Source organism: Paenibacillus sp. Marseille-Q9583, assembly GCF_976954365.1.
Genome location: NZ_CDRJTB010000035.1, coordinates 1 through 24,463, shown reverse-complemented (window position 1 = coordinate 24,463; position 24,463 = coordinate 1). Strand labels below are relative to the sequence as shown.

The following is a 24,463-nucleotide window of genomic DNA, read 5'->3' as shown; positions in this document are numbered from 1 at the left end:
AGTCATAATATGGATGTACCCGAGACGATCAGGGGCAAACAAAAAAAGAAGTATAAATAGGAGGTCAATGAATAATGAAAAAAATCACTTCCGTTCTATTAGCTAGTGCTTTGCTGGGTGCTGCTCTGACAGGCTGTGGTGGCAACAACAAAACTACAGATAGTGCTACAGACAAGGCAACTAACGCTCCAAAGACTGAGAACTCGGGCACTACAACAGAAACACCTAAAGTTGGGGTCGCCATTTACAAATTTGACGATACTTTTATGACAGGTGTTCGTAACGCTATCGATAGTGCTGCTAAAGGCATCGCTACAGTAGATATCGTAGATAGCCAAAATTCACAACCAACACAAAATGACAAGGTTGACTTATTCATCACTAAAAAATATAACGGGATGCTGATTAACCCAGTTGACCGTACAGCTGCTGGCGTCATTATCGAAAAAGCAAAAACAGCAAACATTCCAGTGGTATTCCTTAACCGCGAACCGCTTCCTGAAGATATGAAGAAATGGGATAAAGTTTATTATGTAGGTGCGAAAGCAGAAGAGTCCGGTACAATGTCCGGCCAACTGATTGTTGACTACTGGAAAGCACATCCTGAAGCGGATAAGAACGGCGACGGTGTACTCCAATATGTAATGCTGAAAGGTGAACCAGGTCACCAAGATGCTGAGCTTCGTACTACTTACTCTATTCAAGCTATCGAAGATGCCGGAATCAAGGTAGAGAAGCTGGCTGAAGATACAGCAATGTGGGATCGCGTTAAAGGACAAGAAAAAATGGCTGCATTCCTTGGCTCCCACGGCGACAAAATTGAAGCTGTTCTTGCTAACAACGATGATATGGCCCTCGGTGCAATTGAAGCTCTGAAAGCTTCAGGCTACTTTACGGGTGACAAATTCATGCCGGTAGTAGGTGTGGATGCAACTGCTCCTGCGATTCAAGCGCTGGAAGATGGAACAATGCTTGGAACGGTGCTAAATGATGCGAATAACCAAGGTAAGGCTGCTATCACAGTTGCCGCTCTGCTTGCTAAAGGCGAAACGCCTACGAAAGATAATGTAGGTTTTGATATCACTGATAACCAATACGTATGGATTTCCTACAAAAAGATTACGAAAGACAACATAGCTGACGCTAAGTAATTAACCTCGGCTACAGAGTTACTCATGATCATATGACAGCACGGGGAGCGGATAACCGCTCCTCGGTATTTCTTTTAGGCAGGGAACAGGATGGAACCGCTGTGCCTCTCATAAAAAAGAAAAAAAGCGTAGGGGGCGTAACAACATGGAAAAAGCTGAGTTTTTGCTGGAAATGAACAACATTACTAAAGAATTCCCCGGCGTCAAAGCGCTGGATGATGTTAGTTTAAAGGTGAGACCGGGTTCGGTGCATGCCCTTATGGGCGAGAATGGTGCAGGTAAGTCCACACTTATGAAATGTCTTTTTGGTATTTATTCACCGGATGCCGGTGAGATCTTTTTGGATGGCGAGAAGGCTTCCATCAGCAGTTCAAATGATGCTTTAAAAAGTGGTATTTCGATGATTCACCAGGAGCTGCATCCCGTGCCGTTCCGAAGTGTTATGGAGAATATCTGGCTAGGACGTTTTCCAACGAAGGGAATCGGACCGATTCAGTTTATTGACCATAAGAAAATGTTCACTGACACGGAAAATTTGTTTAAAGATCTGGATATCGATCTAAATCCCGAAACATTAGTGGGTAAGCTTTCCGTATCCAAAATCCAATCCATTGAAATTGCGAAGGCTGTCTCTTTTCACTCCCGAGTTATTGTAATGGATGAACCCACTTCTTCCCTAACCAGTGTGGAGGTGGAACATTTATTCCGGATCATACGGGATCTCAGAAGTAGAGGCGTAGCTATTATCTATATATCTCACAAAATGGAAGAGATTCTTGCAATCTCTGACGAAGTGACCATTATGCGTGACGGTAAAAAAATCGGAACTTGGCCAGCGGCGGAACTAACTACAGATCTTATCATTTCCAAAATGGTGGGCCGCGAATTGACCAGCCGTTTCCCTGAACGCTTCAACGTACCTGGTGAAGTATACATGAAAGTGGAAGGCTTAACCTCTCCGGAGGAAAGATCTTTTAAAGATGTGTCTTTCGAATTAAGACGTGGAGAGGTCCTTGGTATTGGGGGTCTGGTAGGTGCCCAGAGAACTGAGGTAATAGAGGCGTTGTTCGGTCTGCGAGCCTTGAAATCCGGAACGATCTCTATTAAAGGCAAGGACGTTACTATTAATTCTCCGAAAGATGCTAAGAAACATGGAATGGCTTTGCTTACCGAAGAGCGTCGTGTAACAGGCATATTTCCAGTCTTGTCTGTTCATGAGAATGGTGCGATTGCTAATCTACATCGTTATCAAAAACCGTACCTCCTGCTGAATAGCAAGAAGAAAAAAGTTGAAGTAGATAAAATGATTGAAAAATTACGAACTAAAACACCTACAACCAAAACGCTAATCATGAATCTTTCTGGTGGTAATCAGCAAAAGGTCTTGCTTGCTAGGTGGCTGCTTACTGAGCCCGAAATCCTGCTTCTGGACGAGCCGACCCGTGGTATCGACGTAGGGGCAAAATTCGAGATTTACTCCATAATTGCCGACTTGGCCCAGCAAGGGAAGAGTATCATTATGATCTCCTCTGAAATGCCGGAGCTGCTCGGAATGTCTGACCGTGTAATGGTCATGTCGGAAGGACGGCTTACAGGAATATTAGAAGGCGAGCAAGCTACGGAAACGGAAGTTATGCGTCTCGCTGCACAGCATTAAGGAGTACGGATAGGAGAATATGTTTGCGTAATTTTAAGGGGGATCACTACTAATGAACGTTAAAAAAGCTCAATCCTTTGTGACTCAAAACGCAATTTACATTGTGCTGGTACTGCTGATTATGGGGATCATCATATACGATCCAAACTTTATGTCCATCAACACCCTGCGTGACGTACTGATTCAGTCGTCTACACGCGTTATCATCGCACTTGGGGTTGCCTTTATCCTTATTACGGCAGGTACTGACTTGTCCGCTGGACGGGTGGTTGGTTTTACGGCAGTTATCTCCGCTTCGATGCTGCAAATCCCAGACTATTCCCGTCGTTTTTTTCCAGATCTTCCGCAAGTGGAAGTAATCCTTCCTATAGCAATTGCTATCATTGCTGGTCTTCTCTGTGGACTTATAAATGGTATTGTCGTTTCCAAGCTTCACGTTCCGCCATTTATCGCTACCCTAGGTACAATGCTCATCGTGTACGGGCTGAACTCCTTGTACTTTGATATGGACCCGAACCAATCCCAGCCAATCGGCGGTCTGCGTCCTGATTTCACCAAGATCGGCTCGGGCTTCATCGGGAGCGGCCAATATTCAATCCCCTATATCGTGCTGATAGCCCTGGCGGTCGCCGCCATTGTGTGGGTGGTATTCAATAAAACCAAGCTGGGTAAGAACATGTATGCGATTGGCGGAAATATGCAGGCAGCTAAAGTATCCGGTATCGATGTTTCCAAGAACCTGATTTATATCTATGCTATTGCTGGTGCTCTTTATGGTCTGGCTGGTGTTCTGGAAGCTGCTAGAACAGGTGGAGCAACTAATAACTACGGTAACATGTATGAGCTTGATGCCATTGCAGCTTGTGTAGTTGGTGGTGTATCTACAACCGGGGGTATCGGTACTGTGCCGGGTGTTCTAGTGGGGGTTATCATCTTTACTCTCATTAACTACGGTCTGACCTTTATCGGCATCAGCCCGTACTATCAATTGATTATCAAAGGTTTGATTATTATAGCCGCAGTCGCATTTGATATGCGGAAGTACTCTTCGAAGAAGTAGCAATGTAGTGATCGTTTGATGATCGCGTAGTGCTTAGGGGTTAACTCCGGGGAATATTGGGCTTACGATCGCTGTTGTTCTCAGATTCCTAGATTGATACCGCGTTAGCGGTTAGAATCTGAGAACAAAGGCGACCACTTCGTTTCTACAGCTCCAAAATCCCCCTCCGTTATCATTATCACCTCGCTGGGGTAGGGCAGAAGAAGCGTTTGCTAGTTATCGCAAACGCTTTTTGGCATGTCTGTTTCGATGGCTTCGCTTCGAAAAAATGACAGGTGAAAACAAACAACTTACACTGTCACAAATAAAACTGCAACAATCAAAACTGCCGTAACTACACTGCTATAACTAACATCGTCGCAACCAACATCACTATATCCAATACCGCTACTACAACATCGTGCGAACCCCATCGCATTCTGCGAACGGCAACTCAAACCTGACTTTGCTCTTAGCTGAGTCCAACATATATTACATGCAGACACTTCACTCGTTTTTGTTTGAAATGTGGCAAATGAACGTTATAAATCCCGTAGAAGCGGCTGAATTGAGTTATTTGAAGCGGATGCATGAAGAAAGAAGGGTATAAATGCCCCAGAAATAGTCAAAACGAGCCATTATAGAGGAATAAAGGGTATAAATACCCCAGAAATAGCCGAAATGAGTGATTTTAGAAGAATAAAGGGTATAAATACCCCAGAATTAACCGATAGGAGCTACGTGAAGGATTTTAAGAGGTATCACAGTCTTGGATTCGTGGTGAGACTGAATTGACGAAAAACGTTAATAGCAGCTGAAAGAACGGCATGATAGCGTGCAGGCGGTAGCATTCGTTCTTCTCTCTATACTTTAATGCGTGTGTGGTCCAAATCAATAAATTTGGAGACAACAGCGATAGGAGCAACGTTTCGTTCGCGGAGCAAACGCCCAGCACAAACCGTCATCCTCAATCATACTCCCTTTTTAATCAACGGCTCCTACGTTACTCCACACCCCGATCCATCTTCAAGCGAATCCGACAAATCCTAGGAGTCACACGAATCCCCGCACGGTCACATCCCCGTCACCTACCAAGTCACCAGTCTTGCCCCGCCCAATACCTCACCGTGCAACCAGTATCGACACACCTAACACGCTTAATGCGTTTTCACCTTCCTCCCACACCTCAAAGATCAAAATCACATAAACCAACATTCTCCCATATTCTATAGGCAAATGCCTTTGTTAAAGGGGAGCGACTGGATGTTAAGGATTAGATTGAATGAGCTGGGGAAAGGGAATGACAATGGTCCATTGCAAGCGGATGTATGGAGATGGGACGGTATTGGCTGGAACGAATATATTACGCAGCAAGAAGAAGATTTCATACGCACAGAAGAGGAACTATTCGTTACGATCCCGGCAGAGGCGGGATTTTATCGTGTAGACTACTCTAATAAGCCTTATGAGACGCCATATGTATTACCGGAGTGGGTTGACGACGAATTAAGGAATACTGGGCTACATCCGGCGCCTTTTAATCTTAAAGAGGGTATGCTCTGGGGATATATTAACGACGAAGGTCGTGCTCAGATTGAACCTAGATACGAATATGCTGAGGATTTTCAGAAGAACGGGCTAGCCATTGTGCAACGAAAAAACAGTAGCGGACTGATCGATAGCTCAGGAAGGGAGCGGGTGAAGCCCATTTACTCGTTCATTGCCCCTTTTTCGGAAGGACGCGCAGTAGTATCAGATGCGAAAGGGTACACATTTATCGATGAAAAAGGTAAAGAGGTGACTCCAGCCCGTTATGATTATCTAAACTCATTGCATGAGGGACTTGCATTATTTTCGAAACAAAATACAACTGGTGGTCCATCACTATATGGGTATGTAGATGCGCAAGGCAAAGAGGTTTTGCCTGCAATTTATGTGGACGCCAATGATTTCATGAATGGTGTGGCTTTGGTCAAGATTAAAGAGGGAGAGTACGCACTCATCGATCCTGAAGGGAAGATTCTCTATACGTACAATCATCCATTCGTAGGGAGTCCGGGTGATGGGCTGCTATCCTATCAAGCGACTGAGAACGGTAAGTACGGCTATTTAAACACGGATGGAACAGTAGCTATTCAGCCACAATTCACTTCTGCCTTACCTTTCTCGGAGGGGCGTGCAGTGGTGAATACCGCTGAGAACTATGGCAACGCCTACGGGCTGATTGATAAACAAGGAAAAATGATCATCCCCGCGAAATATTATGAAGTCCTGCAGCTTGGTGAAGGAAGAGCAGCTATAGGAACACCAATATTCCCTAGTCAACCTTATCGAGGCTCACGTTACATTATCGCTGATGCAGAGACAGGAGCGATTCTGAGCAATCATACGTTGCTTGGTGTGAATAATTATCAGGACGGACTGGCATCTGTATATGATGCTAAGGAGACTTTTTTTATAGATCGAACTGGAAAAAGAGCAGCTCAGCCTCCAGTTATTCAAGGGACGGGAACACTTACCCTCAGTGGACGCCTAATTAGAGCAGATATAGATCAACGTACAGCTTATTATGATCGTCAAGGGAAGCAGATCTGGAGGCAAAATGGAGTCATCCCACTGAGACCTCCGTATTCCGTAGTCGAGAAGAAGTACAAACCGAACAGGGATTATCTGGTTTACTATCCGGTTGTTGAGGGAATTGCAAGTGCGGAAGTTTCTAGAGAGGTTAATGATAAATTACGGAAGCTTTCGCTAGTCGAAGACCCAGGTAGTAATGGAGCAACACAGGATTTCAGTTATAATGGTGATTTTTCAGTGTCCTTTTTCCGCAAAAACCTTCTAGTGCTGGAGTTAACGGGTTACCGTTATCCTTTTGGAGCAGCCCACGGCATGCCTACCAAAATCTATACACATACTAATGTACGTAACGGAAGGTTCTATAAGCTAGGTGATTTGTTTAAGCCAGGAAGTAGATATGTGGAGAAGCTCAGTAAAATCGTAGGTAAGCAGATTGAAAACGATCCTGAGTACTCCTATGTTTTTCCGGGTACGTATAAAGGAATTACCTCAGATCAGCCTTTCTTTGTAGATAATGAAGCGTTATATCTTTATTTCGCACCTTATGAGATTGCTCCATATTCTGCGGGTTTTCCTACTTTCCGTATTCCTTATGCAGAAATTATGGGACTTATCTCCACTGAGGGAGAATTTTGGCAGTCGTTTCACTAGTTACTTATTATCTATTAGCATACAGAAGTTGCTATTCTCTCGAGAATGGCGACTTTTTTTGCTTTTTAACGCCAATATCGAATGCATTCTTACTCAGAAAACTTACAATCAAGACTAGTAAATGTTAAAAATTAGAAGAGCACAGCTGATAGATTTATGCTACAATGACTGAGGAACAAATTACAACTTTGTAACATTTGTAGCTGGTCACTCTAAGCAGGAACATATATTACACACAAGAAAGAGGAGATGGCAGAATGAAGAACAAGAGATTAAGAGCAATTATTGGTGGTAGTGTAGCAGCTGTTATGGCACTTAGTATTTCTCTTCCACTCGAAGCGAATGCGGCCTCAACTGAAGTAACAGTAATTAAATCAGGTACTAGCTATGAGCAAGTTTTACAATATTTAAAACAAGCTAACCTCCAGGGATTCCCTATTTTTAATAGCACAATCGTGGTGTCCAAGCCTCAAACAGGAACGGTTCCAAATAAAGATACATCTACCGGAACTCCGGTTACTAAGCCTTCGGATACAACGACTGTAACTAAGCCTGTAACTAAGCCTTCGGATACGACTACTGTAACTAAACCTGTAACAAAACCTACAGAAACTACACCTACTACAGGTGCTGCAAGCAATAAAGGAACTTATGTTCAACAGATCGTAACGCTGGTAAATAAAGAGCGTGCAGCAGCTGGTTTGAAGCCTGTTGCTGGACTAGACAGCCTTCATAAAGTAGCAGCTACAAAAGCTACGGATATGCGTACTAATAACTATTTTTCACATACTTCACCTACGTATGGTTCACCATTCGATATGATGAAATCCTTTGGTATCACTTATAACGCTGCAGGCGAGAACATCGCTATGGGTCAAAAAACACCAGAAGAAGTAATGAAAGCATGGATGAATAGTCCTGGTCACAAAGCTAATATTTTGAATGCTAATTTCAATTATATCGGTGTAGGGTATGACAATAACTACTGGGTTCAAGAATTTATTGGTAAATAATTGAAAAAAACGTTGCTGGAATCAAACGTTCTCCGATGAAAATCGGGGAACGTTTTTTTTGTACCCAAACTTTAATCGCTAAATTTTTTTGAGAATTTTCGTATTCAGATTCGGGTTAAATAAGCGGAGTAGCTGGATTTTTTTCTATTGTAGACATTTGCAAAACCGGTATGGAAGATTTATGTTTATGTACATAGTTAAGATCTTTGTAAAATGTGGAACAATACATAATAGAACGGCACACGGAGGGATAGCTTTGAATGATTCAAAGTGGACATGGCGCACGGTCAGCCTGATTTCCATAGTAACAACAATAATTCTAATTGTAGGTTTAGTTTGTGCGGTCAGAGACATCATCTATCCGGTTGGAGAAGCGTCAGGGACCAACTTACCTCAGCAAACAGCCGCTCCAGCGACGGAGACGGTTAAGAAGCTCAAAGTTGTTGCTCTCGGAGATTCGCTAGCCAAGGGAACTGGTGATAACACCGGAGAAGGATTTGTTAAGCGTACGGTTAGTGGTTTATCCGCTAAAGGTGTCGAAGTTGATTTACTAGGTAATATGGGAATTAATGGTTTAACAACTGCAGGACTGCAAAGCAAGCTGGATGAAGATGGTGTAGATTACGCGCTGCATATGGCGAATGTCATTCTGCTCTCGATCGGAGGGAATGATTTATTCAAGGACTCCAATATTTTGCAGAATAGTGGCGCACTTCAAAGTGAATCCACGACTGATCAAGAGCTGACTCCAGAGTCTTTGCTTGCAGCCCTTCCGGAAGCAGTAGAAAGATTAGGTAAGATTCTGGAGAAAATCACGGAAATCAATCCAAACGCTCAAATTTATTATATGGGGTTATACAATCCCTTTGGTGATATACCAGATCTACTTGTACCAGGTAATCAGGCGGTTGCGAAGTGGAATAATGCGGCAATGGATATTATTAATAAGCACAGCAATATGACATTGGTTCCAACCTTCGACTTGTTTAACAAGCATTTGGACAAATACTTATCAACGGATCATTTTCATCCGAATGGGGATGGCTATCAACGAATTGGAGAGCGATTCATTCAGGCTATACACTAGAACAGAAGTGAGAGCCAGCTTTCTAAGAAAGATGATTGGTATTAGATAAAATATCCTTTGAGCAAGTACTAGCCGAGGAAATGACAGTAACAAGGAGCTAAGGAGAATATGACAAAAGCGAACAGTGGAGATTCCAGCCCGGTCGTCTTGTCTGTAGACGGGGTACGGAAAAAAATAGGGCGAAAGTGGATTATAGATGATGTTACGTTTGATGTGAGAGAAGGAGAAATTTTTGGCTTCCTCGGACCCAATGGAGCTGGGAAGACAACTACGATTAGAATGCTTGTCGATTTGATTCGTCCAAGCGAGGGCAAGATTACGGTATGTGGTTACAATGTGAACCGAAATCCGGAAAAAGCGTTGCAATTTGTCGGCTCTATCGTTGAGAATCCTGAGGTATATACCTATTTGACGGGATGGGAGAATTTACAGCATTTTGCCCGAATGCAGCCAGGTATAGATAATGAACGTATTAGTGAAGTCGTAGATATCGTTCGGTTGGATCAACGAATCCATGATAAGGTAAGTACATATTCGCTTGGGATGAGACAACGACTTGGTATAGCGCAGGCTCTTCTGGGACGTCCGCGTCTGCTTATTCTGGACGAGCCTACAAATGGCTTAGATCCAAAGGGAATTAAGGAGCTGCGAGAATTTATACGCAAACTAGCAGATGAGGGTTTAGCGGTATTTGTATCGAGTCATTTACTTAGTGAAATCCAGCTTCTCTGCGACCGTGTTGCGATTATTAGTAAAGGGCGAGTACTTGCAGTGGGTGCGGTAGATGAGCTGATCGCTCGAAATTCTCCGTATGTACTTTGGGAGCTGGAGCCTTTTGCTGAAGCTAAGGGATTACTGGCTGATCGCCCAGATATTCAGATTCAGAATCTGGAAGACGTTACCTTGGATGATTCAATAATTGCAGGTATGGGCCCGAATTCTTTAATCACAATTATGGAGCAGGATTTGATCCCCGAGATCGTGGCTGTTATGGTGACTGCTGAAATCGAAGTTAGGGCTGTGCATAAAATCAATCCGACACTGGAACAGCTATTCTTGAAACTAACGGAGGGTGAGAACGTTGAATAATATGCTTCCGCTAATCCGTAATGAATGTTTAAAAATCATAAAAAAGAAACGGTTTTATGTTATACTGCTGATTCTGATTGTACTGGTGCCTATGTTCACCTACGCTCAAATGCGCTCAGCTGAGCGTAGCCGAGAGAAATTCAACTCCGATTGGCGCCTGGAGATCCAGCAGCAGATCATTGATAATCAAAATTCTTTGGGTAGCGACCGAATTCCAGAGGAATGGAAGACTTATCGGCGAATATTTGTACAGCAGCTTCAGTACTACCTTCACCATGATGTGAATCCGAACGAGCCAAGTGGCGTTACCTTTACCCGTGAGTTTATGGATAATTCCGTTACTTTATTTATTCCGCTGCTCATTATGGCGGTAGCCTCGGATTTAGTTTCTGCGGAGCGAACTACAGGGACAATCAAAATGCTGCTGACAAGGCCAGTTAAGCGTTGGAAAGTTTTGTTTAGCAAATTGGCGGCACTGCTTATGTTTGTCTCGCTTATTGTACTCTCCACATTTTTGATCAGCTACCTTATCTCTGGTCTTGCTTTTGGATATAAGGGCTTTAATATCCCTGTCTTTACAGGCTTTAAGATCAGTGGAGACTCGGTGGATATGTCTACTGTGCATGCAGTACCACAGTGGAAATATATGCTTATGCAAGGTGGATTGGTCTGGTTCGTAAGTGTCGTAGTTGCCCTGCTTGCTTTTATGATCTCTGTACTTGTAAGGAGCACTGCTGCTAGTATAGTGGTCATGATGGCAGCGCTGATCGCTGGAAATATTCTGACTAATATGGCTTCAGCCTGGACAACAGCGAAATATTTATTTATGGTAAATCTTGGACTGACCGGTTATTTGTCAGGAACTCCCGCACCCATAGAGGGGATGTCCTTGTCATTTTCCATGGCTGTACTGGCTGTATGGGGGGCTGCTTCGGTGATCATTTCATTCGCCGTCTTTACGAAAAGGGATATTTTGAATTAGAATGTACAAAGTGACGAAAACGTTTGTTTGCATTTCTAGAGATATAAGAAAGTATAAGTTTTGCACTTATACTGTATGTCTTATATTTCTCGCTTAAAGGCTTACCGTCTTTATAAGGACGCCGAAGGCGTTAATGCTTGAGTATAGAGAAAAGAAGGAGGAGCATGAATGCTCGAACAGATCGATATGTTTGCTGAAGTTTCTAATAACGGCGAGAATAGCCGTACTGGATACGATGCTGACGACATTCAAGTGCTCGAAGGTCTGGTTGCAGTACGCAAACGACCTGGCATGTATATCGGCAGTACAAGTTCTTCGGGACTACATCATCTAGTATGGGAAATTGTAGATAATGCTGTGGATGAGCATTTAGCCAAGTATTGTACGAAGATTGACTTACTACTTCGCAAAGATGGCTCAGTAACGGTGACGGACAATGGTCGTGGGATTCCAACTGGAATGCATAAGACAGGAGTGCCAACGCCCCAAGTTGTATTTACAATTTTGCATGCAGGCGGTAAATTCGGTGGATCTGGTTACAAGAAATCAGGCGGTTTGCATGGCGTAGGGGCTTCAGTAACGAATGCTTTGTCTGAATGGCTTGAAGTAGAGATTTATCGTGAAGGCAAAATTCATCGTCAACGTTTTGAATATTGGGTGGACAAGAAGGGGAAAGAGCATGTTGGCGAACCAGTAACGGGCCTTGAAGTTCTGGGCAACACCAACAAAACCGGTTCGAAAATTACTTTTAAACCGGATATTCGCGTCTTTCCAAATGGAATTGCCCTGAATTATGATACGCTGGCAGAGCGAGTACAGGAGATTGCCTTTCTGAATTCCGGTCTGCGTATTACGCTGCATGATGAGCGGAGCAATCGTCAGGACGAGTTCTTTTACGAGGGTGGAGCAAGCCAATTCGTACAGTTCCTGAATGAGGGCAAGGATGTTCTACATGATGTTATTCACTTCAGCGCTGAAAAGGACGATATCGAAGTGGAAGTAGCCCTTCAGTACAATGGAGGCTATACAGAAACCTTGGCTTCCTTCGTTAACTCCATTCCTACTCGTAGCGGCGGTACTCATGAGACAGGCTTTAAGACCGCGTATACTCGTGTGTTGAATGATTATGCCCGACGTACACAGTTGCTTAAAGAAAAGGATAAGAATTTAGAAGGAAATGATTTGCGCGAAGGTATGATGGCTGTCATTAGTGTCAAAATGTCCGAGGTTGAATTTGTTGGACAGACGAAGGATCAGCTAGGTAGTGCTTCTGCTCGTAGTGCAGTAGACTATATCGTATCTGAGAATATGGCTCGTTTCCTGGAAGAAAACCCACAGGTAGCACAGAGCCTTCTGAAAAAATCAATTCAGGCCTCGAAGGCTCGGGAAGCGGCTCGCAAAGCCCGCGATGAAATCCGTACAGGTAAGAAACGTAGCGAGAGCTCGAATCTTGGCGGAAAATTATCACCTGCGCAGTCTAAGGACGTTACACGAACTGAGCTGTTTATCGTAGAAGGTGATTCAGCTGGTGGCTCAGCGAAGCAAGGCCGTGATTCAAAGATTCAGGCGATCTTGCCGCTAAAAGGGAAACCGATGAATCCGGAAAAAGCCAAGCTGCTGGATATCCTGAAGAACGATGAATATAAAGCGATCATTTCCACGATTGGTGCAGGAATTGGTCCGGATTTTACCGTCGAAGACAGCAATTATTCCAAAATTATCATTATGACCGATGCGGATACAGATGGAGCGCATATTCAGGTGCTGCTGCTGACATTTTTCTATCGTTATATGAAGCCGTTAATAGATGCCGGAAAGGTTTTTATTGCTCAGCCTCCGCTTTATAAGCTGACCCGCAAAACGGGCAAGCTGGAGACCGTAAGGTATGCATGGAGTGATGAAGAACTGCAAAATTACTTAAAGGAATTCGGCAAAAACTTCGAGCTTCAGCGTTATAAAGGATTGGGTGAGATGAACCCTGATCAGCTGTGGGAAACAACGATGAATCCAGAATCGCGTACACTGCTTCAGGTGCAGATTGAGGATGCTGCTAAGGCTGAGCGTCGCGTTTCTACACTGATGGGTGATAAAGTCGATCCGCGTAAACGTTGGATTGTTGAGAATGTCGATTTCACTGAAATTGTAGAGTAGTTGCAGTTAGTAGTGCTGCAAGTGACGATAATCCCGATTTTCAAAAAGCTTGGTGATTCTTGGAACGTTGGGGACTTTTGGAACTGTAGGAGCGATAGCGCCCGCCTTTGTCTCCGGATTTTATCCGCATTAGCGGTATAATCAAAGAAATCTGGAGACAACAGCGGCCGGAAGTCCAAAAATCCCTGGAGTGTTCATGAGAATTACCACACTATTTTAAAACGGGCAGTTTGAGGAACAGAAGGTGAGCCAAGTGAGTAGTTTATCAGAACAATTTTTGCCGGCTTTTCTGGAAGAGGTCGTCGGTGACCGCTTTGGTCGGTATTCCAAATATATTATTCAGGACCGGGCGATTCCCGATGTCCGCGATGGACTTAAGCCTGTACAACGCCGTATTCTTTATGCGATGTACGATTCTGGCAACACGCCTGACAAGCCGTACCGCAAGTCAGCCAAAACCGTCGGGGATGTAATGGGTAATTACCATCCACATGGTGACTCCTCGATTTACGACGGTATGGTTCGTATGGCACAGCCATGGAAGATGGGGCATGTTCTTGTTGACGGTCATGGCAACTGGGGCTCGATGGACGATGACCCAGCTGCGGCAATGCGTTATACAGAAGCGCGCTTATCTCCGATTGCAATGGAGATGATGCGTGATATCGAGAAGCGGACGGTGCTGTTTAAGGACAACTTTGACAATACAGCCAAAGAACCTGTGGTTGTTCCTTCCCGGTATCCGAATCTACTCGTAAATGGCACAAGTGGGATTTCCGCAGGTTTTGCCACTGAGATTCCGCCACATAACCTACGTGAGGTTATTGATGCTTGTATCGCAGTGATGCAGAAGCCGGATATTGAACTTGAAGATATCATGACCTTTATGAAAGGTCCGGATTTCCCAACAGGCGGCACTATTATGGGCGGAGATGGCATCATGGATGCTTACCGGACTGGTAAAGGCCGTATTTATTTACGCTCCAAGACTGAAATTGAAAATATGCGTGGCGGCAAGCAACAAATCGTGATTACGGAAGTTCCATTCCAGATTGTAAAATCACGACTAGTTACCTCCATGGAGAATATTCGATTAGAGAAGAAGATCGATGGCATTGCTGAAGTTCGTGATGAGAGTGGACGAGAAGGACTTCGGATTGTAGTGGAACTCAAGAAAGAAGCGGATGCCCAAGGCGTTTTGGCGTATCTGCTCAAAAAAACCGATCTTCAAATCACCTATAACTTCAATATGGTGGCGATCGTCAACAAGGCTCCGCAACAGCTTGGTCTTAAAGCCATCCTGGAGGCTTATATCGCGCATCAGCGTGAAGTAGTGACTCATCGCACCCAATTTGATCTGGAACGCGCAGAAGACCGTGCTCATGTCTTAGAAGGCTTGGTAAAGGCGCTGAATATTCTGGATGAGGTCATCGCGGCCATCAAAGCATCGAAGAACCGTCAGGATGCTCAGAACAATCTCGTGTGGATGTTCGGGTTCAGTGAACGTCAAGCGGATTCTATTCTTACCTTACAATTGTATCGTCTGACGAATTTGGAGATTACTTCACTCCAAAAAGAATTGGATGAAATGATGGCAAAGATTACACATCTGCGTGGCATTTTGGAAAGTGACAAGAAGCTCGTAGCTGTAATCCGTAAGGAATTGCTGGAGATCCGTGATAAATACGGGATCGATCGCCGTTCGCTGATCCAAGGCGAAGTTGAGGAGCTTAAGGTTAGCCTTGAAGCGCTGGTCAACGCAGAGGATGTGTTAGTAGCACTTTCCGCAGACGGTTATATTAAGCGTACAAGTATGCTTTCCTTTACCCGCTCTGGTGGGGAACGTCATACATCAGGCGTAAAAGAAGGCGATCATATCGTTAAGCTGCTCGATGTGAATACCCGTGACAGTCTGCTGGTATTTACGCGCAAGGGGCAGTACTTCTTACTTCCGGTTCACCAGATTCCAGAGTTTAAATGGAAAGAACCAGGTACTGCGATTGTTAACGTTATCGGATTGTCTAAAGGGGATGGAATCATTAGCGTGATTCCGGTCAATAATCTTGATGATCCGCAGCAAAGCCTCGTGTTTATCACCCGCAGAGGTCAGGTTAAGCGTACAGAGCTCAAGGAATACTCTACAAGCCGCTCTGGAGCCGTAGCAGCCTGTAAGGTAGCAGACGGTGATGAGATCATCACAGTGGCTACTAGTACGAATGACAAGGACATTGTACTCGTGACTCGTGAAGGAATGAGTATTAGATTCCATGAGAATGAAGTTAATCCTATGGGCCGTGTTGCATCCGGTGTAAGAGGCATTCAGCTTCGTGAGGGCGATGATGTGATTTCTTGCTTCTGGGTCAGTGAAGATGAAGGTGAGATCCTTTCTATCTCCGATATCGGATATGCGAAACGTTCATTACTAGTGGATTATCCATCTCAAAGCCGCGGTGGCAAAGGGATGCCAACCTTTGAATTTAAGGAAGGCAAGCGAGTACGACCAAATGGCAGTAAATTAGCAGGGGCTTTCTATTGCAGAGAACCGCTGGAACTTAATGCAATTACACGGGAGAATGCACATCACACATTCTCTTCTGAATCTGCACCACTTGGAGAGCGTCGTTCTACAGGCAAACAGATTGTTCCTGTGGAGAAAAAGGATGAGATTGTTCATCTTTTCCCAGCAGTTAAGTAAAACAAACTAGTAATAAACAGATTTGGTAAAATAACTTATCAAGGTGCTTAGTCAATTCTTCTTGAGAACTGACTAAGTGCCTTTTTTTAATTTTCTCGCTTATCAGTTTAGAAGATTTATTTTTCTTCTTTTGCAGGAAATGGAATTTGTTTCGCGAAAATGTAGTTATACCGGATAGAACCGCAAGGAAAGGAAGGAATCAGTGTGCACGCTTCTGAATTCAGTAAAATTTGGCATAAAATTTTAAAAGATTACAAACTACATATGGACAGTAATCTTGCCCCATCGCTAACGGATGCCCAACTCACTGTACTTGAACTGCTTCAGGAACGTGATGCCATGAAGCCTTCTGATCTGGCTCCACATCTGGCGACCAGTCCTGCAGCGGTTACTATGTTACTTGATCGGATGGAGAAAAATGGGCTTATCATTCGGGAGAGAGATGCTGCGGATCGCCGTATTGTATGGGTGAGTATAACGGAAATTGGAACGCAGGAGACTGTACGTGGTTTGAAGATCCGTAGTGATTTTTTTGCAGAAGCGCTTGATCCGATATCCTCTCATAACCAACAGCTACTACTCTATTTAATGGGCAAAATGGTTGTTACAACTACACCGGAAGGTTCTACACCATGAATATATACAACAACACTTATTTCAAAAAAAAGAAGGCCATCCATTAACGGATAGCCTTCTTTTGTAATTCCTTAGACCACAAATCCCAAGGATGGGTTTGCGGGGGCAGGGAAATAAGTTCTACTTCTTCTTTAGTAACAGGGTGGGGAAAGCCTACAAGTGCAGACCACAGTGCAATTTGCTGTCCAGGTCTGTTCACCGAAGCCCCATACTTCTGATCACCGTATAAGGGGCAGCCGATGGAGCTAAGCTGCACTCGAATTTGATGTGAACGACCGGTAAGTAAATCGATCTTGAGCAGGCTGTAACCCTCAGCGCTGCCAAGTACTGTGTAATCCAGAATGGCTTCCTTACCGCCGGGTGTTCCTTTCCGGACGACAGTGACGGTATTGCTCTTGGCGTCTTTAAGCAGCGTATCGGTAAGACGGCCATGAGATGCTGGTGGTTTACCGTGCACGACCGTTAAGTACACCTTATGAAAGCTGTGAGTTCTGACACACTCGGATAGTCTTGAGGCTGCTTTTGATGACTTGGCAAAGATCATTGCACCCCCAACCGGACGATCCAAGCGGTGGACTAGCCCCATATAGACGTTGCCAGGCTTGTTAAAGCGTTCCTTCACATCTTCTTTGAGCAGGTTGAGCAGATCAGGATCTCCAGTAGCATCCTCCTGAACAGGAATATTCACGGGCTTCACTATGCCTAGAAGATGATTATCTTCGTATAACACTTCAAAGCGCTTCGACATTCCGTCCAGCGGCTCGTTGCTTCCAGATAAATGCTGTGTCATGGCTTACGCCTCCCAGCGTCCCAGAATACCGCATGGCAGGTTCATGCCGGAGGAAGTGATCGGAAGACCGATTTCACCAGAGGTGAGCTTCCCGCCATAACGTTTACCCATGGTCATCGACAACATATTACGTAGGACAGTTGGAGAAATCCCAGTGGTGTATGAATTGATTAGCATAAACAAAGGTTTGTCGCTCATAATTTGCATACAGCTCTCAAGGAATGGATATAAGCTGGATTCCAGCTTCCACATTTCTCCGCCAGGTCCTCTTCCATAGGAAGGCGGGTCCATAATAATCGCATCATACTTACTACCACGACGTTGTTCACGTTGTACGAATTTGAATACGTCATCCGTGATGTAGCGAACTGGACGCTCGCCCAGACCGGACAGCTGGACATTTTCTTTGGCCCATTGCACCATTCCTTTGGCTGCATCCACGTGAACAACAGAAGCGCCGGCACTTGCTGCGGCTACAGTAGCTCCACCAGTGTAAGCAAATAGATTCAGTACAGAGATCGGACGGTTAGCAGCCGCAATCTTGTCCATCATCCAGCTCCAATTGGCTGCTTGTTCAGGGAATAACCCTGTATGCTTAAAATTTGTAGGACGCAAATGGAATTTTAATTTTCCGTAACTAATTTTCCAATCATCCGGAATTGTTTTCTTCATTTCCCATTGTCCACCACCAGCTGAGGACCGGTGATAATGACCGTGTACATCATGCCATTTCGCTGTCTCATTGGAGAGTGGCCAAATAATTTGTGGATCAGGACGGCGCAGGATAATATCACCCCAACGTTCAAGCTTCTCTCCACCGCCAGTGTCAATTACTTCATAGTCTTTCCAGTCGCTAGCTATATACATTTTTTAATCCATCCTTCAAAAATTCATTTAGCCTTTATTGTACATCATTTCACCATATAGCTACAAACAAAATACGCACAAGCCCAACACTCTACTTATTTTATCCAATGAAGATTATGTGTATAATATTTCCATGATCACAGCTATTATTCTGGCAGATCAAGCAATGATTGTGTATGATCAGATATCAGAGTCTTTACAATATTTATGATCGGAGAATAGCAGCTTATGTTCAATCTTGCGCCTCTTTATTTCCCGATAACTGCAAATCCAGCACAAACTAGTGAATTTCTACCCAGTCAAGCTTTGCAGCCATATATTCGCTGTTTCTGGGGTTCTGTTACACCGCGTATTCCTACAGAGGCATCCGTTCACGTAGTGGACAAGGCATCTGATTACAAAACTCGAATGGAAACAATTATTCCAGATACATGCATGGACATTATTTGGAATCTGAATGAATCGACAGGCTTAACAACTACCGTTTTTTCCGGCATCAATGATGCTCCTTTTGAAGTCCCTTCAGACAGAGGGGAAGGTATGATCTCAACCTTTGGTATCCGATTTCATTTCTGGGCCGTTCATTTTTTTGTTGATGACCATCTCCGGGATGTCCTGAATGCATTTGTAGATGTGGACCAATACTTTTGTACTTTTAAAAAAGAGCTAGGACTTCTGCTGGAACAAGCAAATTCTATGAATGAAAGGATAGCGGCAGCTGAGGCTTATCTTTTTCAGCGTCTTGAGCGTGGTGGACGGACTAATGATCGGATGATGAATGCAATTTATACCCTTATTAATCAAAAGGGTGTGGTAACAGCTGAGGATTTGGAATCCAGCTCTAATCTAAGCCGACGCCAACTCGAAAGACTTTTTCAAGAATACATAGGTGTATCACCTAAAAAAACAGCTGACCTTGTGCGATTTCAGAATGTATGGCTTGAAATGTATCAACTGCCTGTACAGACGAAGAATATGCAGGATCTTATTTTTACGTATGGATTCAGCCACCAGCCTCATTTTATAAACAGTTTCAAGAAATATGCAGGAAGAACACCACTTGAGGCTTTAGTCTATGCGGGCAGATAAATGTCGCAATTTTGCAATACAAAGGGTGCTAGCCTTGTTAAACTCAAGTAAGAAACGGGCACTATGATGATGAGAATGAAAGGGGACAAATTATGATTTCGTCTTTTGAAGGTACTAACATCTACACTAAGGATACTGCTGCATTGGCTGCATTTTATTCGGAGGTGCTAGGGGTTTCAATTCCGTTCGAAGGCTACGGCAATTTTGATGGCGCAAAGATTGGATTCGACAAGAAGCAGCCTGGAATCATCATTTGGGATGAGACGAAATGGGAAAAGCTCACGACTGGCTTTGTTAATTTAGTATTCGGCTGCGATAATCTCGATGAGACGTACGAGCAGTTAAAGGCTAAGGGACTGGATTGTCAGCCACCGGTTACGATGGCGTATGGCGGGAAAGAAATGAATTTCCGCGATCCAGATGGTAATCACATTACCTTGCTCGAAGGAGCATACTAAATAATTTCGAACAAAAAAGGGATTGAACGCAAACATCAACCGTGTGAATAAACGGGAGTTTGCGTTTTTTTTATTTTATCTATTTGACAATGATAATCATTATCAAATAAAATGAAGGTGAAGCACACATCATTTAAATTTTATGTTTAGTAACGGGAGGAACAGAAAGATGACTAAAGTGCTAGTGGCATACGCCAGTCTAACTGGAAACACTGAGGAAATGGCAGAATTAATTGTAGAGGGAATACGCCAAGCAGGCGGTGAAGCCGTTTTGAAATCGGTCACTGAATGTAACGCGGTTGAGATAAATTCATATGAAGGCGTTCTGTTAGGAGCATACACTTGGGGAGATGGTGAGCTGCCTGATGAAGCTCTTGATTTCTATGAGGAGATGGATGAGCTTGATTTGACCGCTATGAAATCAGCAGTTTTTGGCAGTGGAGACACAGGTTACGCGATTTATTGTGGAGCCGTGGACTTATTCGTGGAGAAGTTAAAGGAACGTGGAGCTTTGATATTACAGGATAGTCTTAAGATTGAATATGGCCCGAACGCTGCTGAAAAAGAAGCTTGCCGTCAATTCGGTCGTCAATTTATCGAAGCTTGTATGGTGGCATCATAGGATGGGCGGGCCAGCGGGAAGTTGGATGAAGAAACAAGTGGATTTACATACGCCTCCATATAAACGACTGCATGATTATCGAGTGGAGCACATTATGCTTGGAGGGGCCGAGAATTTATCAAGCGGAGCTCCAGCGACCGGGCTCCCACGCTGGCGCCAGCAAGTTCAATATGCTGTAGGGCATACACTTAACGACTTTTATAGTTTGCTGCCTCAGGTTCGAAGGGAGACACCGATACAATTTCTGTTAGAGCGTCGTTGGCCACCTAGGGGGGATGCTTTTCCTTCATTACTGCAATATTGGGATATCAAGACGAGTATAGCGGATGAATTAATGCGTATCGTTTCGGCCAATCATTTACTGGAAATTCCGGTAATGCTATACGAGCAGTGGTATGTGCCAGTCCCGGAGCTGAGCTTGGAGCTTTCGATGATTACTCAATTAGCTTGGAATTCTACTCAGAATGGTCGAAGCCTGAACATTCAGAAATTTATGGTGAATGGCAATGAGGATACTATTACGGGCTTTTTGCATATGACTAACGTCTTTTGTTATGCGGCTTACGGTGAACCTGCTGAGACCGTGGAAATCTACTCCTTGCTAGAGGGGCGTAAATACTCTTACAAGGGAAATGCAGTCCCGTATAAGGAGTCTTTGGATTATGTTCGATTGTTATCTGTATTTCTGGAGCAGGACGTGCACGCTGATGGCTCATTAAACTGTAGTGACCGTAGAAATGATAGAGGCGAAGCTAATGTTGGAGGCTTTGGGCTCATGTGATTACTCCTAATAATAAAATAAAGCCTCCCGCTCTACAGGCGAGAACGCCCATTAGACAGGAGGCTTTAATTCTATGGATTAGCCGATATAACGGTAATAATCCTGTTTATTCTGAATGATAAAGCCACAGCTTTCATATAGCTTGAGCGCATTGGGATTATCTAGAGCGACCTCGAGATTAATTCCATTATAGTTTTTACGTTCTCGTTCGATCGTTTGAAGAAGTGCACTTCGTCCAATGCCTAGCCCCCGTAGCTTCTTGCTGACAGTAAATCCATAAATCCAGGTTTCATTATCTTCGGTCCACAGCCGCATTTTACCAACAGGTTGTCCGTCCATTTCGATCATAATATGTTCTTGCAGGCCTTCCTGTTTCTGCAGGTCATAGAGTTCGGCAGCATCTTCTGTCTTTATGTCAAAGCCTCCACAATCCAGCTCAACGAGAATTGGGGCTTCGTCTTCACGAGCAGGGCGTAAGATCACAGTCCCTGTGGCTGAGCTTGCTTCAGAAGAAGCAACCGAATTTCCGCCCCATTTCATTTGGTATTCCGCGTGATTAAACTGTAGTGGTAGTGTTTGAAGGAATGCTGCACCAGATGACGAGGCAGCGGGAGCGTTTAGAAGTAGGGTATCAACATTGCCTCGTTTGATAATAGTTTGCGCTCGGTTCCACAGTGAGGTGAAAATGCCCCGTCGGCGGTAGCCTGGTCGAACCATGCCACAGACCTCCATATCGCTTCCAAATCCATAAAGTCCTAAGAAGCCGACGAGTAAATCATCTTCATAAGTCACGAGCCATTCCGTATCTCCTACGCTTGATGGCTGGCGAAGCATATCCCAATTCAATTTCAGTGAAATTCCATCATATTGCTCACAGCGTTCTTGTAATTCCTCTATATTTCTCAAAGTATCAGTAGTAGTCAAACCCGTTTCCTCCTAAAGTGTATTTGAACTAAGTGTATTAGTTCGAATAGGTTAATAAAGCTTCACGGAAACGGGAACGGAGATCAGTCTCGCTCGCCTGTGTTCCCGCTCAGCACATCCTTATACTCCGGATGCTTCTCAAATTGATGAGCTGCATAGGAGCACACAGGAACAATTTTCAAATTTTCATTTCGAGCCTTATCTACAACAGCCCGTACAAGTTCTTCACCGGTACCTTGACCGCGCAGTTCCTCGGAGACACAAGTGTGGTCAATGACCAATTCACCGGCATCTTTGTCCAAACTGTATGTGATCTCGGCAAGGTCCTTACCGTCATTCGCGACAAAAAAACGTCCTGTTCCATTTTGAATTTGCATCTTATGGCTTCACTCCTAAATTGTTATTGCCTATATTTTACTACCACGATTTGCAAAAAGCGAGGAACGAAGCAGATTGATTGCTCACCCTGGACATTTGATGGCGTTCCATAGATGGATTTATCGAGGAAGTTAGGATTACTGGTGTGAATGATGCGCTCATGTTACTAAAGGCAGTTGCTTTGTAATGCTTGTTCTGCAAGTAGTCTGGCTTTGCGGAATGGGGATAGGAGACAGACGTGATCGAGTGACTTTTGGTGAGCCGAGAAGGTGGAAGGGTTTGAATTTCTGGACAACCTAGTGTGCTGGATACGCAAGCCGGTCCAGACATTCCCGGCACTCTGACGCAGGAACATCCAGGACAGCCGGACTCATGGGAATCCTTGAGATCTCAGCGTGTCCAAAACTCCTGTTATCATAATCATCCACTGGAGCTTTCGGGCTCAGATGACGTTATTTGCAAATTTTTAGCCGTTTGAGTAAAATTTCGGACTCCATCGCAACGATTCCTTAGGAAAAAGCACAAATTAGGCGATTTCTATGCCAATAACGCCTATGGAGTCCGATAGAACCCCAAATTGGGGGAATACTGCTTATAAGGTCTACTGTGCCCGATAGCAACTTCGTGTGGGTATGTGTTCACCGATGGAGCCGCACTGTAATGTTCTGCTGCATATGAGTAGAAATTCCCTTGCTTAGACTCTCGCAATCTCAAAATCAAAGTGAGATGCAAATAAATTCTGCATTCAAACAGTAGTCAAACAGCAGTCAATGAATTTTTATACACTCCCGTTTATAAAGTAGCTTGCGTATTCTCAGGATAATACAATAAGATTAAGAGAATATCTCACTACTGAAAAGAACCGCTAGCAGGAGGAATCATTGTGGAATACAAGGTTGAGGTTGAATTTGGATCGATTTATGAGTTATTGAATAGCTTACATACTTATCTCTGCAAAAAATCCTATAAGAAGATTGACCTAGGGGTAGCGTGGGTTACTGAAATTGAAAGCAGCCTAAGCGAGGAACTATTATCCCGTCTGAAGGAAACCGAACTAAACAATGAATGGAAAATGTTGAATCTGCTCATTTACTGTTGTCCATTCAAGGATGATGTAGACAGTGTGCTGAACTGGATTGAAGGGTTAACAGTTGGCGAGTTATATGAGACCTTATCAAAATATGTAAAGGTATTTCCAAGCCATATGGAGGATTACCGTAATCGCGTAGTATTTTTACTCTCCGAATGGAACCGCCAGTACTTTAGTCAATGCAATCCTGCGATTCTAAGTAAATTACAGCAGCATACGGATTTGAAGAACATGGAGCTTAATGAACTAGAAACTGCTGATTTTGTGAACAAAACGACCAACGGATTTTATTTCATGCCTACTGATGGGCTTAAGAAGCTTGTATTAATTCCACAGTATCATTTTCAGCCTGCTAATATCATCTATTGCTACGGTGAACTAACAATCTGTCATTATGCGGCCTGGATTTCGATGGAGAACGAAGAAATTTCACCTTTTATGTATAGAGCCATTCGTAGTTTGGGTGAAAAAAGCCGTCTGAAAATTCTCCAAGCTCTTAGCGGTGGTCGCAAAACATTCACCGAAATTGTTAAGCATGCGGGAATCTCGAAGGGGATCGTTCACGATCATCTTTTTAATCTTCGTTGTGCAGGTTTGCTTCATGCCTATATTGAAGGGGAGAATGTCACCGGATATAGTCTGCGTCTGGAAGGCATTCATCGGATGAATGAGCAGCTATTTGATTATTTGAAATAATCATTTCACAAAAAAATAACGATCTAAAAGTCAGAATTCT

General features: G+C 43.9%; 20 protein-coding genes. 16 read left to right on the top strand and 4 right to left on the bottom strand.

The genetic code is table 11. From position 1 onward, the window contains the following. Positions 1 to 74 precede the first annotated feature (74 nt). The 11 genes from ACWNM1_RS16900 (at position 75) to ACWNM1_RS16850 (ending at position 16,728) form a co-directional block, all read left to right on the top strand. Positions 75 to 1,151 carry a galactose ABC transporter substrate-binding protein gene (locus ACWNM1_RS16900; RefSeq protein WP_143759461.1) on the top strand — a complete coding sequence of 359 codons (1,077 nt, stop codon included), beginning with the start codon at positions 75 to 77 and terminating at the stop codon, positions 1,149 to 1,151. 145 nt (positions 1,152 to 1,296) lie between these two features. Further along, positions 1,297 to 2,808, top strand: a complete 1,512-nt coding sequence (locus ACWNM1_RS16895) for a sugar ABC transporter ATP-binding protein (RefSeq protein WP_449601824.1) — start codon at positions 1,297 to 1,299, stop codon at positions 2,806 to 2,808. A gap of 52 nt (positions 2,809 to 2,860) precedes the next feature. Beyond that, positions 2,861 to 3,868, top strand: a complete 1,008-nt coding sequence (mglC, locus tag ACWNM1_RS16890; protein ID WP_076284599.1) for a galactose/methyl galactoside ABC transporter permease MglC — start codon at positions 2,861 to 2,863, stop codon at positions 3,866 to 3,868. 1,242 nt (positions 3,869 to 5,110) lie between these two features. Further along, complete coding sequence (locus tag ACWNM1_RS16885; protein WP_449601823.1) at positions 5,111 to 7,075, top strand: WG repeat-containing protein; 1,965 nt, start codon at positions 5,111 to 5,113, stop codon at positions 7,073 to 7,075. A gap of 257 nt (positions 7,076 to 7,332) precedes the next feature. Continuing rightward, the gene (locus ACWNM1_RS16880) at positions 7,333 to 8,088 is read left to right on the top strand and encodes a CAP domain-containing protein (RefSeq protein WP_449601822.1); all 756 of its coding nucleotides are present in this window, start codon (positions 7,333 to 7,335) and stop codon (positions 8,086 to 8,088) included. Positions 8,089 to 8,344: 256 nt separating this feature from the next. Next, positions 8,345 to 9,175 (top strand): GDSL-type esterase/lipase family protein, encoded by an 831-nt coding sequence (locus ACWNM1_RS16875; protein ID WP_449601821.1) that lies wholly within the window; start codon positions 8,345 to 8,347, stop codon positions 9,173 to 9,175. A 108-nt stretch (positions 9,176 to 9,283) separates the two neighbouring features. Further along, entirely contained in the window at positions 9,284 to 10,264 is a 981-nt protein-coding gene (locus tag ACWNM1_RS16870) for an ABC transporter ATP-binding protein (protein ID WP_449601820.1), read from the top strand. After that, complete coding sequence (locus ACWNM1_RS16865) at positions 10,257 to 11,246, top strand: ABC transporter permease (RefSeq protein WP_449601819.1); 990 nt, start codon at positions 10,257 to 10,259, stop codon at positions 11,244 to 11,246. Before ACWNM1_RS16870 ends, ACWNM1_RS16865 begins: the two co-directional genes overlap by 8 nt. A 168-nt stretch (positions 11,247 to 11,414) precedes the next feature. Beyond that, positions 11,415 to 13,397, top strand: coding sequence for a DNA topoisomerase IV subunit B (parE, locus tag ACWNM1_RS16860; protein ID WP_449601818.1), 1,983 nt, complete (start codon positions 11,415 to 11,417; stop codon positions 13,395 to 13,397). A gap of 253 nt (positions 13,398 to 13,650) precedes the next feature. Beyond that, positions 13,651 to 16,092 carry a DNA gyrase subunit A gene (gene gyrA / locus ACWNM1_RS16855; protein ID WP_449601817.1) on the top strand — a complete coding sequence of 814 codons (2,442 nt, stop codon included), beginning with the start codon at positions 13,651 to 13,653 and terminating at the stop codon, positions 16,090 to 16,092. A gap of 204 nt (positions 16,093 to 16,296) precedes the next feature. After that, entirely contained in the window at positions 16,297 to 16,728 is a 432-nt protein-coding gene (locus ACWNM1_RS16850) for a MarR family winged helix-turn-helix transcriptional regulator (RefSeq protein ID WP_234532054.1), read from the top strand. A 43-nt stretch (positions 16,729 to 16,771) separates the two neighbouring features. Here the strand turns inward: ACWNM1_RS16850 and ACWNM1_RS16845 are convergent, their stop codons facing one another. Continuing rightward, positions 16,772 to 17,518 (bottom strand): RluA family pseudouridine synthase, encoded by a 747-nt coding sequence (locus ACWNM1_RS16845; protein WP_449601816.1) that lies wholly within the window; start codon positions 17,516 to 17,518, stop codon positions 16,772 to 16,774. 3 nt (positions 17,519 to 17,521) lie between these two features. Further along, positions 17,522 to 18,385 (bottom strand): class I SAM-dependent methyltransferase, encoded by an 864-nt coding sequence (locus ACWNM1_RS16840; protein ID WP_449601815.1) that lies wholly within the window; start codon positions 18,383 to 18,385, stop codon positions 17,522 to 17,524. A 228-nt stretch (positions 18,386 to 18,613) separates the two neighbouring features. On the opposite strand from ACWNM1_RS16840, the gene ACWNM1_RS16835 reads away from it, so the two are divergent. From ACWNM1_RS16835 to ACWNM1_RS16820, 4 genes are all read left to right on the top strand, one after another. After that, a complete protein-coding gene (locus ACWNM1_RS16835) occupies positions 18,614 to 19,474 on the top strand; it encodes a helix-turn-helix domain-containing protein (protein WP_449601814.1) in 861 nt (286 codons plus the stop codon). Positions 19,475 to 19,566: 92 nt separating this feature from the next. Continuing rightward, positions 19,567 to 19,932, top strand: a complete 366-nt coding sequence (locus ACWNM1_RS16830) for a VOC family protein (protein WP_449601813.1) — start codon at positions 19,567 to 19,569, stop codon at positions 19,930 to 19,932. 169 nt (positions 19,933 to 20,101) lie between these two features. Then, positions 20,102 to 20,554 (top strand): flavodoxin, encoded by a 453-nt coding sequence (locus ACWNM1_RS16825; protein WP_449601812.1) that lies wholly within the window; start codon positions 20,102 to 20,104, stop codon positions 20,552 to 20,554. A gap of 25 nt (positions 20,555 to 20,579) precedes the next feature. Beyond that, positions 20,580 to 21,335 carry a hypothetical protein gene (locus ACWNM1_RS16820; RefSeq protein WP_449601811.1) on the top strand — a complete coding sequence of 252 codons (756 nt, stop codon included), beginning with the start codon at positions 20,580 to 20,582 and terminating at the stop codon, positions 21,333 to 21,335. 78 nt (positions 21,336 to 21,413) lie between these two features. On the opposite strand, the gene ACWNM1_RS16815 is transcribed toward ACWNM1_RS16820, so the two are convergent. Next, positions 21,414 to 22,259, bottom strand: coding sequence for a GNAT family N-acetyltransferase (locus tag ACWNM1_RS16815; protein ID WP_449601810.1), 846 nt, complete (start codon positions 22,257 to 22,259; stop codon positions 21,414 to 21,416). Between the two features lie 83 nt (positions 22,260 to 22,342). Then, on the bottom strand, positions 22,343 to 22,636 hold the full coding sequence (locus ACWNM1_RS16810; protein WP_449601809.1) for a GNAT family N-acetyltransferase: 294 nt from the start codon (positions 22,634 to 22,636) through the stop codon (positions 22,343 to 22,345). An 884-nt stretch (positions 22,637 to 23,520) separates the two neighbouring features. Here ACWNM1_RS16810 and ACWNM1_RS16805 point away from each other — a divergent pair. After that, complete coding sequence (locus ACWNM1_RS16805; RefSeq protein WP_449601808.1) at positions 23,521 to 24,423, top strand: ArsR/SmtB family transcription factor; 903 nt, start codon at positions 23,521 to 23,523, stop codon at positions 24,421 to 24,423. Positions 24,424 to 24,463: the final 40 nt, after the last annotated feature.

Coding starts and splice junctions, on each gene's coding strand:
- mglC (WP_076284599.1), top strand. CDS start 2,861: ATGAACGTTAAAAAAGCTCAATCCTTTGTGACTCAAAACGCAATTTAC.
- ACWNM1_RS16830 (WP_449601813.1), top strand. CDS start 19,567: ATGATTTCGTCTTTTGAAGGTACTAACATCTACACTAAGGATACTGCT.
- ACWNM1_RS16840 (WP_449601815.1), bottom strand. CDS start 18,385: ATGTATATAGCTAGCGACTGGAAAGACTATGAAGTAATTGACACTGGC.
- ACWNM1_RS16880 (WP_449601822.1), top strand. CDS start 7,333: ATGAAGAACAAGAGATTAAGAGCAATTATTGGTGGTAGTGTAGCAGCT.
- ACWNM1_RS16895 (WP_449601824.1), top strand. CDS start 1,297: ATGGAAAAAGCTGAGTTTTTGCTGGAAATGAACAACATTACTAAAGAA.
- ACWNM1_RS16870 (WP_449601820.1), top strand. CDS start 9,284: ATGACAAAAGCGAACAGTGGAGATTCCAGCCCGGTCGTCTTGTCTGTA.
- ACWNM1_RS16900 (WP_143759461.1), top strand. CDS start 75: ATGAAAAAAATCACTTCCGTTCTATTAGCTAGTGCTTTGCTGGGTGCT.
- ACWNM1_RS16835 (WP_449601814.1), top strand. CDS start 18,614: ATGTTCAATCTTGCGCCTCTTTATTTCCCGATAACTGCAAATCCAGCA.
- ACWNM1_RS16825 (WP_449601812.1), top strand. CDS start 20,102: ATGACTAAAGTGCTAGTGGCATACGCCAGTCTAACTGGAAACACTGAG.
- parE (WP_449601818.1), top strand. CDS start 11,415: ATGCTCGAACAGATCGATATGTTTGCTGAAGTTTCTAATAACGGCGAG.
- ACWNM1_RS16885 (WP_449601823.1), top strand. CDS start 5,111: ATGTTAAGGATTAGATTGAATGAGCTGGGGAAAGGGAATGACAATGGT.
- ACWNM1_RS16845 (WP_449601816.1), bottom strand. CDS start 17,518: ATGACACAGCATTTATCTGGAAGCAACGAGCCGCTGGACGGAATGTCG.
- ACWNM1_RS16810 (WP_449601809.1), bottom strand. CDS start 22,636: ATGCAAATTCAAAATGGAACAGGACGTTTTTTTGTCGCGAATGACGGT.
- ACWNM1_RS16820 (WP_449601811.1), top strand. CDS start 20,580: ATGAAGAAACAAGTGGATTTACATACGCCTCCATATAAACGACTGCAT.